7 protein-coding genes are annotated in these 11,524 nt (G+C 69.3%); 2 read left to right on the plus strand and 5 right to left on the minus strand.

Translation table 11 applies throughout. From position 1 onward, the window contains the following. The 4 genes from MJ777_RS20120 to MJ777_RS20135 all read right to left on the minus strand — a co-directional run. The coding region (locus MJ777_RS20120) for a hypothetical protein (RefSeq protein WP_239377448.1) at positions 1-918 on the minus strand (918 nt) is incomplete at its 3' end. Between the two features lie 17 nt (positions 919-935). Continuing rightward, complete coding sequence (locus MJ777_RS20125) at positions 936-1,214, minus strand: hypothetical protein (RefSeq protein WP_239311324.1); 279 nt, start codon at positions 1,212-1,214, stop codon at positions 936-938. 72 nt (positions 1,215-1,286) lie between these two features. Beyond that, entirely contained in the window at positions 1,287-5,675 is a 4,389-nt protein-coding gene (locus MJ777_RS20130) for an FtsK/SpoIIIE domain-containing protein (protein ID WP_239377449.1), read from the minus strand. A 96-nt stretch (positions 5,676-5,771) separates the two neighbouring features. Next, positions 5,772-6,068, minus strand: coding sequence for a WXG100 family type VII secretion target (locus tag MJ777_RS20135; RefSeq protein ID WP_239311326.1), 297 nt, complete (start codon positions 6,066-6,068; stop codon positions 5,772-5,774). Positions 6,069-6,329: 261 nt separating this feature from the next. Here MJ777_RS20135 and MJ777_RS20140 point away from each other — a divergent pair, with 261 nt between their 5' ends. Both MJ777_RS20140 and MJ777_RS20145 read left to right on the plus strand, forming a co-directional pair. Further along, positions 6,330-7,685, plus strand: coding sequence for a hypothetical protein (locus tag MJ777_RS20140; protein WP_239311327.1), 1,356 nt, complete (start codon positions 6,330-6,332; stop codon positions 7,683-7,685). An 85-nt stretch (positions 7,686-7,770) separates the two neighbouring features. Continuing rightward, complete coding sequence (locus MJ777_RS20145) at positions 7,771-8,364, plus strand: helix-turn-helix transcriptional regulator (protein ID WP_239344535.1); 594 nt, start codon at positions 7,771-7,773, stop codon at positions 8,362-8,364. A 25-nt stretch (positions 8,365-8,389) separates the two neighbouring features. Here the strand turns inward: MJ777_RS20145 and MJ777_RS20150 are convergent, their stop codons facing one another. Next, positions 8,390-10,861, minus strand: a complete 2,472-nt coding sequence (locus MJ777_RS20150; protein WP_239377450.1) for a BTAD domain-containing putative transcriptional regulator — start codon at positions 10,859-10,861, stop codon at positions 8,390-8,392. Positions 10,862-11,524 lie beyond the last annotated feature (663 nt).

Below are 11,524 nucleotides of genomic sequence, written 5' to 3' on the forward strand. Positions count from 1 at the left end.
ATCGATCTGCGGGGCCGCGAACCTGCGCAAGGCGGGGCCGAGCACCCCGCGGATCTGGCTGCCCAGGTTCTGCAGGCCTTTGGCGATCAGGCTCCCAGCGCCCAGCAGGACGACCCCGGCCACCGCCATCCCCAGCTCGAACCAGCTGGTCTCCCCCTGCGCGATCAGAACGATGTCCGCGATAAGGGTCACCGCCGCTACGGCGACGCCGATCGCGACGAACAGGCCGACCCCCGGAAAGATCATCGCTAGGGCGGCCAGGGCGATGCCGACCCACTGCAGCACCTTCACGAGCACCTTGAGAAAGGCGTTGAACTTGTCCAGCAAGGTGTCAGTGAGATGGTCGTCCTTGAACCGGTTCGCGCTCACGGCCTGCTCCAGCGCCCGGCCAGCCGTGTCCAGCGCGTCGACCGCCTTCCGGAGCCGGGTTTTGGCCGCGGCCAGGGCATCGTCCGCGGCGGAGATCGCCTTGCCGCGGGCGTTGATCGCGTCCTGGTCGCTCTGGGTCAGGGGCGCGGCATCCGGTGGACGGCTGGCCGAGGGATCGGGCATAGCCTGCGCCTTGGTCTGGCTCGCCTTGGCATCCTCAGCGTCGCGGACCGCGGCGGCGCTCTCGTCACGCGCGCTCAGCAGCGCCGGCTGGTACACCCCGACAGCCTCGGCGACCGCGTCATAACGGCCGGACGCCTTGGTCAGGTCGCTGATCACATCCGTGGCCTTGGACTGCATCGCGTCGGCGTACTTCCCGACGAGCTCGTGCGCCTCGGCGACCTTGCGCAGCCGGCCGGCCGTCTCGTGGATGGTCGCGGCGATGTTCGCGTACCGGCGCTGGGCCGCACTGACCCGCTCGGGATCGCCCGGGACGGGATCACTGTCCAGATCGAGCAGGTTCCAGTCCAGCTCGTTACGTGCGCTCATGTTCTGTCACCTCGCTCTTACTGCTGGAAGGCTTCGCTCAACTTGTCGTCGGCGTCTCGCCACTGCTCGGCGACCTTTTCCACCGTGTCCTTGAGCTTCTTCATCCGCTCGGTCATCTTGTCCCGGTGGATCGTCCAGTTATCGGCGAAGTCACCCATGGAACTCTCAGCGTTGTGCTGGCCCCAGATGCCCACCGAATCGTTCTCGAAGTCGAGCGCGCCGGCGAACTCGTCGACCAGGATCTTCAGACCGTCACGGATGACGTCCAGATCGCTTGTCACCACCAGATCGGGCACGGTGCACCGTCCTCTCCCCACAGCCAGATCAACAGAGCAACAGAGCAACAGAGCAATCAGCCGGTCAGCCGGTCAGCCGGCTCCGATGGCCGGCACCTGCACGGTGATCAGATCACCGTTCCCGAGGTGCACGAGGGCGCGCCCCGGCGTGACCTGGCTGGACAGGCTGGAGCGGGCGACACGGATCCCGACCAGATCGCCGTCCGTCATGTTCTGTGGTGAGAGCAGCGCGCCGCGCCGGTTCTTCTTCACGTCGACCTGCCAGCCGGTGAACCCGCTGCCCACCTCGGCCGCGTTCCCGCCCAGGATCAGGCCTCGGCGGTTGCTCGCCGCCCCCCGGACGTAACCGCGCAGGTAGTCCTTGCCCGGCGCGTCGCGCAGCAGCTCGCCGTCGTCGACGATCAGGACAACATCCTTGCCGTCCGGGTCGAGCAGCGGCGCCAGCAGCTCCTCGGTCGGACCGTCCTCGGTGATCACTGCTCGCACCCCGTGACGGCCGTCCAGAGCGCGCAGCGGCGACATGGCGGGAGCCGCGATCACCAGCTCGGTCCCGTTGCGCAACAACGACTCCGCCATCACCGACAGGACGGTGCTGCGCCCGGAGCGGGACGGCCCGGCAACCAGGAACGTGGGCTGGTCCCGGAGCAGATCAGCCCCGACCGCGACGAGATCGTCACCGCCCACGCCGATCATTGCCCACATCGGCCGGTCGCCGTCCGCTGGCAGGAACTCCCAGGCCTGCTCGATGACCAGGTTCTTCGGCAGGACCGCCACCCGGAACGGGCGGCGGTCTCGCGGGGTGTCCCGCTCGCGCTCGGTCAGCCGGGTCGCCAGCGCGTTCAGCGCGTCAACCTGGGCTGGGCCGGAGGGGTCATGGGCCAGCAGAGCGACCTGGGTCTCGATACCGCTGCCGGTCCGGTAGCCGCGGCCAGGCGGGATGGTTTCGGGGAGTTTACGGTAGTTCAGGCCAGCCAGACTGAAGTCGGTCCGGTCGGTCAGCCGCAGCAGGATCTTGTCGTCGCACAGCGAGCTCATCCGGCCGGACAGGAGGCTGTGGTCACCTGTGACGACCAGGTGCACCCCGGTGCTGGCCCCTTCGCGCAGCAAGGTGTGGATCTTCTCGGTCAGTGCGCCGGCGTCGTGCTCGCCGAGCGTTCCGATAAACCCCTCCCATCGGTCAAGCAACAGCAGCAGGTGCGGCAGCCGCTCCTCGGGGTTCGAGGCCCGGCGCTGCTCGGTGACGTCGGCGAAGCCGCCCTGACCGAGCAGCTGCTGGCGGCGCAGCGTCTCCTCGTACAGCCGGCCGAGCAGCCGGACGGCCCGTTCAGTCTCGCTGCGCTGCACGATCGCCCCGGTGTGCGGCAGTTTCACCAAAGGCAGCAACGCGCCGTTACCACAGTCCAGACCGAAAAGGTGCACATCAGCACAGCTGGCCACGCTGGCCGCTGAAGCCGCGATCGTGCGCAGCACCTGGGAGCGGCCCGACCGCGGCGCGCCGATCACGTAGAAATGACCGAAGGCCGCCAGGTCGATTGTGGCCGGGACCTGAAGCTGTTCGGCCGGCAGGTCCTGCAGGGCCCACTCGAACGCGGGGATGGCGGTGCCGTCGCTACCGTCGCGGTCGGCACAAGTGATGACGTGGTGCTCCGGCAGCGGGGGCAGCCAGGGCCGGCGCTGCGCAGGCAGCCCGAGCCGGTCGTTGGCCGCGCGGATGGCGGCGACGAGGACGGACAGGTCGGTGGCGACGTCGGTCTCCCCGGCGGACCGCTGCGGCTTGGGCGCCGGCTGCCCGATGTCGGCCCACCGCAGCGGCCTCAGCACCGGGTCCGGCAACCGGATCGTGGCGGTGCCCATCGGACGCCGGCCGCCGATCCGCCCGCTCTGGAACGGCAGCAGCGAGCTATGGCCAAGCCGAGCGTAGGCACGGCCCGGGGTCGCGGCCGAGATGGTCGCGGCGTCGGGGGCGTCGATGACGTCGGAGCTCTCCCCCGCGTCGGTGACCCGCAGCGCCACTCGCAGATTGGTGTTCGCCCGGATCTCCGGTGACACCACCCCGGACGGGCGCTGCGTGGCCAGCACCAGGTGGATTCCCAACGAACGACCCCGCTGCGCCACGTTGACCAGGCCGCTGACGAAGTCCGGCAGCTCGCGGGCCATCGAGGCGAACTCGTCGATGACGATGAGCAGCCGCGGGATCGGAGCCAGCCGCGTCCCGCGGGAAGCGTAGTCGAGGTAGTCCTCAATGTCCTTGGCGCCGGCCGCGGCGAGCTGGTGCTCCCGGTGGGTGAGCTCAGCGCCCAGCGAGGTGAGTGCCCGTTCGACCAGGTGGCTGTCCAGGTCGGTCACCATGCCGACGGTGTGCGGCAGATCGATGCAGTCCTTGAAGGCGGCACCGCCCTTGTAATCGACGAGCACGAAGCTCATCGCGTCCGGTCTGTTCGCCACCGCGAGCGAGGCCACCAGGCTCTGGAGGAACTCGGACTTGCCCGCGCCGGTGGTGCCGGCCACCAGACCGTGTGGTCCGTGGGCGACCAAATCAAGCGCGAACGGACCGTCCAACGAGATCCCGAGCAGCGCCTTCGTGCTCCGGCCGGACAGTGCCCAGCGACTGATCAGCGAGGCCGCGTCGGGATCCGGGAGGGAGAGGATGTCCAACAGCCGGGCGGCTGGTGGCAGAGCGGAGTCGTTCTGCGTCTCGCTGACGTCCCGCAGCGGCGACAGGGCGCGGCCGACCCGGTCAAACCAGCCCGGGTCGATCTCGTCGGTCCGGATCCCGGTGATGTCGGCGGACCGCTGCTGGCGCAGCGTGGTCTCCCCGCCCGGCCCGCTCAGGACGACCGCGGCGCATTCCTCCGGGAGAGTCCGCTCGTCAGAGCCGATGCACAGGCAGTACACACCGACCGCGGGGCCGTCCTGCAGCAGCGTGACCACGCCGGGGATGGCCCGCAGCCGCCGGGCGCCGTCCAGGACGACGAGGATGTCCGGGTCAGCGAACACGGCGTCGGAACGGGCGTCCAGCCGGGACCGCCGCCGGGCCGCGACCAGCTCGGTCAGCTCGGCTACGCGCCGGCCGAGCGTCTCGGCGTCGATGCCAGCCAGGGTGAGCGCATCCTGGCCGAGCAACGGGCGCAGGTGCGGCAGCCAGGAGGCGTACTCCCAGCAGCGTTCGCCGTCGCTGTCGGTGAGCAGATAGATCTGCAGGTCCCGCGGGCTCTGCAGGATGGCCAGCTGCCCGACAAACCAGCGCGCCATCAGGCGCGGCCGCTCGCCGGGGCCGGCCACCCCGACCACGCCCGCGATGGTGAAGGAGAACGCCGCGGGGACGTCGGGCGCCACCCTGTCCGCGGCGCGGCGGTGTTCCATTTCGGCCATGTCCTCGACGCGAACCCGGCTGCGCAGGTCCGCGGTACCCACCCGGACCAGCAGGTGATCGGGGTCGGTCCGGCGCCGCTCCCAGAGCCGGCTGCGCGGGTCGGTGGCAGTGATCAGCAGCTCGGCCGCGTCCGGGCTGGCCCGGCGCCGGTCCACCTTCTCCACCTCGAGCGCGGTCGCGATGTCCGCCTCGACCGTGGCCAGAAGCTCCCGATGTTCGGCGAGCTGCCGTCGGAAGCTCTTCTTTCCCTGTCTGCGGCCGGTGACGCCGTTGGCCAGCATGACGATCGGCGACATCGTGGCGACCAGCAGATACATGGGGTTGTGGAAAAAGGTCGCCATCAGGACGCCGAACATCGCCGGCAACGCCGCGGCGACCCACGGCATCGGGCTGCCCACGTAGGGCTTGGGCTGCACCGGCAGTTTGAAGGCGGTCCTGCGCTCAGGCGGCAGGATGCGCGGGGGTCGGTTGTAGTTCAGCCACTCGCCGTCCGGCTCGGGCTCAATCACCGCGTCAGGCGCGCGGACCGGGTGCACCTCGATCAGCGACGGGCCGATCCGCAGCTGCACCCCGGGCGGCCACCAGGTCGGTACCGTGGGCAACGGCTCACGGTTCAGTTCAAGTTCCGTGGTCGTGCTGGTCATGCCCGGCAGCGCGCACACCTGGATCCTCGCGTCCAGGCCCACCGTGCACGCAACCACCGCCGGCGGCAGATCATCGCCCAGGCGGACAGCGCTGTGGGGGTCGGAGCCGAGAATGAACTCCCCGGCACCCAGCCTGGTGACGGTGCCGGCATCCCGACCGGCCACGACCCGGACGGTGACCAGCCCGATACTATGGCGAGCGCCACTCGCCGGGCCGTCGACGGACAGCACCGAGCCGTCGAAGATGCCGCTGGCGCCCAGGGTCTGGGCCAGGTCGAGCGGCTGGTCGCCCAGGTGGAAGGCGTCCGGATCGAGAGCGGTCGCATGGACCTGCTCGCGCATCACCGCGACGATGTCGCGCAGCGGCGTGGCCGGGTCCGCCTCGATGACGTAGTCCCGCTGCCAGTCACCGCGCGACTGGCAGAGGGTGACGACGACTCTCATGGACGCCTGACCGATGCTCGGGCCGGTACACCCGCGCCGGCCCACGGCCCGCGCGGGTGCCGGGTCACTGTGCTCGTTCCTCGCCGGGGACGCGGATCATTTCTGGATGGCGCTGGCGAGCTGGTTATCGGTGTCCTGTAGCGCCTGTGCGGCCTTGTTCAGGTAGTCGCTTATCCCGTCCAGCCCATCAATGGTCTTGGTCACGCCATCGTTGAACTCCGTGTAGCAGTGGTCGAAGGCCTTGGACGACTTGTCCGTGACATAGCCACCGTTGACCAGATTGTCCACGAGCGACTTGAGCTCGTGCAGTTTGTGCTCGATCTCCTGCTTGCCGGTGGTCAGCTTACCGGCGGCGTCATGCATGTCCTGATAGGTCACGTTCAGGTTTGGCATCCTGGGTTCCCTTCGAGAACTGCCACGGCGCCTCACGCCGGCAGCGTCGGTCTGCGAACGAATGTGGACGCTAACCGCGCGCGGCCGCGGTGGTCCAGAATTCCGCTGTTCCGTGGGCCCGTGGGCCCACCGGGTCCGTTGACGCCGCGCGGGAGCGCCGCACAAGATCTGAGACTTGCCCGAATCATCTCCGCCGACGAGCTTTCGTCGAGCGATCGCGCCCGGCGCATATTCAGGTCAGGTATTCACGTGAGGATTCCGATGTCCATCCCCGCCCGGCTGGTTCGATCTGTTCGCGTCGCGGTCGTGGCCTTGGCCGCGCTGCTTGTCGTTCTCATGACGCTGATCGGCTGGCAGCAGGCGGCCCGCGCCGCGCCGCCCAGCCGGCCACCGGCAGCCAGGCCCGTGAAGTACTACATCGTGGAGACGCAGTTCAATGGCCAGCCCGAGTTCCTTTTCGAGATCGCCGTACGCTTCCTGGGTACCGGGAACCGCGCTCCGGAGATCTTCAACTTGAACAAGGGCCGCCTTGAGCCGGACGGGCTGCGGGTCGAGCGGCCCGAAGTGATCAAACCGGGCTGGGTGCTGCTGCTGCCCGCGGATGCCAAGGGTGACGGCGTGCGCATCGGCCCGCTGCCACTGATCGTGCCCTCGTCACACAACGCGGCACCGGGCGCGCAGCCCGCGCCGGCGCAGTCCTCGACGCCGCGGGCCGACTCGAAGATCTCGGGCATGGCCTTGGCGCTCTGGGGCCTGCTGGGCGTCATCGTGCTTGCCCTCACCGCGGCGGCGGTCTGGGCCTGGCGCACCGGGCGGCTGCCGCTGCCGAACCGGCTGCGCCGCACGCGCACCGTGACAACCGCGCCGCCCGACTCGTCGGCGGCCTGGGTCGTCGACCGGTCGCTGCGGGTTCTCGCGACCGCCTGCGCCCAGCAGAACCGGTCACTGCCAGGCGTGTACGCGGTCGTCGTGGGCGGCGAGCAGATCCGGCTGCGCCTGTCGGCACCGGACGAGCTGCCGCCGACCGGCTGGAGCGTCGAGGACGAGGGACGGACCTGGGTCGCGACCCTGCGCGGGCTCCAGTACGCGCCGATGGATGACGGGCGGCCGGATCCCTACCCGCACCTGGTGACCCTGGGGAACACGGAGGACGGACGTGTCCTGCTCAACCTGGTCGAAGCCCGCGGCCTCATCGCCATCAAGGGCACAGCCGCCATGCAGCGCCGGATGGCCGACGCATGGACACGCGAACTCGCCACCAACCCCTGGTCCCGTGAGATCACCGTGTTGCGAGCCGGATTCGGCACCGCCGACGTGGATGCGCACCCGCCCGGCACGCTGTCGGTACCTGAAGTCGAGCAGCTGTGGGACAACCTGGCCGAGGGCGGCAACGGCGTCGTCCTGGTCGCGCGCGCGCCAGGCGGCCGTGACCTGCAACGGCTGAACGAGCTGACGGCCCAGGCCAAGCCGGCGTGGGCGGTGGTCGTGCTGGGCGGCCCGAAGGATGCCCGCTGGCAACTTGTCGTCCAGCCGGACGGCTGGCTGGAGACGGGCTTCCTGCCGGACCCGGTCCGCACCAGCCTCGCGCTCGACCAGCCACGACCAGCCACGGTCTGAGCAGGAGCCGACGCTCTGAGCAGGTTCACCGGGCTGTGGACAGGACGTGAAGAAAACGTGGAGCCGGCTCCGCCACGCTGATCGCATGACAGCCGTCACTGTTCCGGCCGGCGCCAGCCATGTACGGATCGCCATCACGAGCCCGGACATCCTTGCCCGGATCCGGCAGGTCTTCGCGAGCAAAGGCCTGGCCGTGGAGATCGACCGCCTACCGTATGTCGAGGTCACGGTCTCACCGGCGGCGAATGCGGCACCGGCGGACCCAGCCGCGGTCGGGGCCGCGGTCGGGGCCGCGCCGCACCGGCCAGCAGCCCCCCTCCCCCGGGCGGACGCCGCGGCATCCCGCCGCCTCTGCGCGGAATATCAGTTGAACGTGGTCGAGGTCAGTGACCATCCTCGGGCCGGCCTCCGCCCGGCAGGAGGGCGGCAGCTCGCTCTGGTAACGGACCCTGACGCCGATAACCCGGTAGGCACGCTGTCGCGGCGCCAGCGTGAAGTGATGAGCCTGGTATCGCGCGGCGCCCGCAACTCCGAGATCGCCGCGCAGCTCCAGGTCAGCGAGAAAACCGTGAAGAACCACCTGAACCGGATCTTCAGCAGGCTGAGCGCGGGCAGCCGGGTCGAGGCGGTCCTGATCTGGCAGCGCAGCCAGGGACGACCGGCGGACGGCACGCCCTGAAAGCGACCAGTAACAAAAAAATAGATCAAGAAACGGGGCTGGTCAGGGGGCTGCGTTCCAGGACGCTCGGAAAATCCGTGCCGTCGGCGGCCTCCCCCAGCCCGCCGGGCTGGGCATGCGGCTCGCGGCGGTCATCGAGACAACCGTCCGTGCGGTACTCCGGCTCGCCGCGGCGAGCCCGTTCCAGTGCTTCCAGTGCCTCCAGTGCCTCCAGCGCATCCAGCGCATCCTGGGCGTACGGCCGGGCGGCCGGGCTGTGCTGGCTCAGCCGGGAGCAGGCGAGGTTCAGCTGGTTGAGAAGCAGCGCCTGGGCCCGTCTGTCCTTGATCGCCTCCGCGCTACGCAACCCGATCCGCAGCGTCTCGACCCAGTCCCAGGGCTGCCCGGCAGCATAGAAGTAGTCGAACAGCAGATAGACAAGCTGCCAGGCCTGCTCGTGACGGCCGGTCCGGTGCGCTGTACGCACGAGCGGCGCGAGATTGCCCCACTCCCGCACGCACCAGGCCACGGACTCTTCCCGGGTACCGAAGCGCAGGGGCGCGTGGCACGCTTCGAGAGCGGGTGTGCAGGGCAGCTCGGTCCCGCTCGAGGCGCAGTCCGGCGTCAGCGTCTGGATGTACCAGCGCAGCACCCGCTCGAGGGCTGGCTGGCGTGACCCGGTCATCTCAGCGCTGTGGGACAGCTCCTCGGCGTAGATCCGGGTCAGGTCGTGCATCCGGTAGCGGCTGCCGGAAGCCTCGACCAGGTGCTGGGCGGCTAGGTGTTGCAGCGCGGTGGTCGCCGCCGGCAGCGGCAGGTCGAACAATGCCGCGGCTGCCTCCGGGACGATGCTCACCCCCGGGAACAAACCCAGCGTCCGGAACGCGTGAGCCGCCCCGGCGTCGAGCCGGGCATAGGAGCAGGAGAGCACAGCGCGCATGGAGCACAGCTCGTCGTCCGGGATCTGTAGGGCATCAAGCCGGCGTTGCGCGTCCTCCAGGTCCGCGACGAGGTCGGCGACCCGGGCGTGCGGCCTGGCGGTCAGCTGCTCCGAGGCGATCCGCAGTGCCAGCGGCAGATGGTCGCACAGCGCGGCGAGCCGCCGCACCGTCGGCCGCTCGGCGTCGACCCGGGCGCTCCCGATCGCGCCGGAGAGCAGTTCGACTGACTCGTCCGCCGTCAGCGGGGACAGTGTGATCCGGCGGGCCGCGTGCCGGACCGCGACAGCACTGAGTCGGTTACGGCTGGTCACGACGACGAAGGAAGGACCGCCGCCCGGCAGGAGATCCTCGATCTGGTCAGCGGATTCGGCATTATCGAACACGATGAACAGGCTCTTGTCCCGGACCGTGCTGCGCCACAGCGCGACCCGCTGGTCGTGACCGGCCGGGATCATCCGGACGTTCAGGGAGGCGAGCAGCTGGTGCAACGCCTCCGCCGGGGACAGCGCGGGGTGCTTGGGATCGAAGCCCCGGAGGTTCACATACAGCTGACCATCAGGGTAACCGGCGGACAGCAGGCGGCCGCAGCGCACGGCCAGCGCGGTCTTGCCGATCCCACCGACTCCGACGATCATCACAATCCGCGGTGAGCCGATGCCAGGGGCCGTGGCGTCGGCCCCGTCCTCGGTGGCAGATGCGCTCAGCACCTGCAGGACCGAAGCGGCGCGACCGATGAAGCAGCCGACATCGCGGGGCAGCTGCGCCGGTCGCAGGGGTGCGGCGGCCGCGTCCTGGAGCGACGTCCTTGCGGAGGCCGGGCAGGTTGCGGGATCGTCCGCCAGCATCGAGACATACAGGGCCTGCAGCTCGGCCGAGGGGCCGATCCCCAGATCCTCGGCAAGCAGCTGCCGGAGCGCCTGGTACTCCCTGAGCGCGTCGGCGGTCCGGCCGCTATGGTGCAGCGCCGTTATCAACAGGGCCCGCAGCCGTTCATGGTACGGATTGGCCTGTACCTGTCCGCTCAGCTGAGCTACCACATCGTCAGGCTGGCCGAGGTCCAGCAGAAGTTCCGCGCGTTCCGTGAGTAGCCGAAGACGCAAATCTGATACTCGGGCACGGTGTTCGGCAACGAACGGACCCGGCAGGCCGCCCAGCGGGGAACCCGGGCGCCAGCAGGCCAGCGCCTCGTCAAGGGCGGTGACCGCGGAGATCGGGTCACACCTGGAGCTGTTGGCGCGGGCCCGTGCCGCAAGTCGCTCGACCAGCCCCACGTCGACCCGCACGGGGTCGAGCCGGAGGAGGTAGCCCGATCCGGAACTGGTCAGCGGATCTCCCAGACCGGCCAGTACCCGGCGCAGTCCGGACACGTACGTGTGCAGGCTGCCGACCGCGGTGGCGGGCGATGACTCGCCCCAGATCTGGTCGATCAGATCGTCTCGCGCGGCGACGACGTTGGCGTTCAGCGCGAGGACGGCAAACACAGCCCGTTGCTTCGGCGGACCGAGAGCAAGTTCCCGCCCCTGGGCGTAGGCGGTGAGTGGCCCGAGGGTCTCAACCCGCAGGCTGCCGTCGTCCATGACGATTACCCCATGACCTCGTGTCCCAACGCGAGCAATCCCAGAGCTGGCGTCGACGAACGCCGAGCAACCCAGCCGTATATCCCTGTAAACAGGGAATACAGTTTATATACGGACATAACATGTCTTCTCTGGTGAAAACCGCCGTAATGTGGTTATCTGAGTCCGCAGTCTGCGCCAGGACCGATGGCCGCGGATAGCTCCGAACAGGGGTCCCCGCAAGGAGGTCTCCAGCTGGAGATTGCGGATGAGGCCGGCCGCGGAGGTACGGGTCCGCGGCCACCGGCGCCCGCCTCGATGCGGGTCCGCAAGCGCCCGGCACGCATCCGTTGACCGTGGCCGGGTGACGCCAGGCGGCCCGCCCGCGCGCTTCGCCAGCCGCGCCAGCAGGCCATCCGCCCCGGCCGGGACGAATTACACCAGCCGATCTTCGGCTACCGCGTCATTCACGGCACATCTTCACTTTCGGAGAGTTACACCGTTATTCCTATCCGCCCTAATTCGAGCGTATGTGATGTATTTCATGCGATCGCTAGTTAGGCTCGTCGACGCCGGTGTCGAGGGGACAGCCGGTCTGGGACAGGAGAGGACGGGACAGTGAGCGTTACCAATGATCGGAGATTGTCCGGTGTCAGCCGGGGGCAACGTGTGCAGATCGTTGTA

Origin of the sequence: Protofrankia sp. Cj5 (assembly GCF_917627405.1) — a bacterium.
Lineage (GTDB): Bacteria > Actinomycetota > Actinomycetes > Frankiales > Frankiaceae > Protofrankia.

Bases quoted from the DNA above. Each gene is read 5' to 3' on its own strand.
- MJ777_RS20130 (WP_239377449.1), bottom strand. From the start codon at position 5,675: ATGAGAGTCGTCGTCACCCTCTGCCAGTCGCGCGGTGACTGGCAGCGG.
- MJ777_RS20135 (WP_239311326.1), bottom strand. From the start codon at position 6,068: ATGCCAAACCTGAACGTGACCTATCAGGACATGCATGACGCCGCCGGT.
- MJ777_RS20140 (WP_239311327.1), top strand. From the start codon at position 6,330: ATGTCCATCCCCGCCCGGCTGGTTCGATCTGTTCGCGTCGCGGTCGTG.
- MJ777_RS20145 (WP_239344535.1), top strand. From the start codon at position 7,771: ATGACAGCCGTCACTGTTCCGGCCGGCGCCAGCCATGTACGGATCGCC.
- MJ777_RS20150 (WP_239377450.1), bottom strand. From the start codon at position 10,861: ATGGACGACGGCAGCCTGCGGGTTGAGACCCTCGGGCCACTCACCGCC.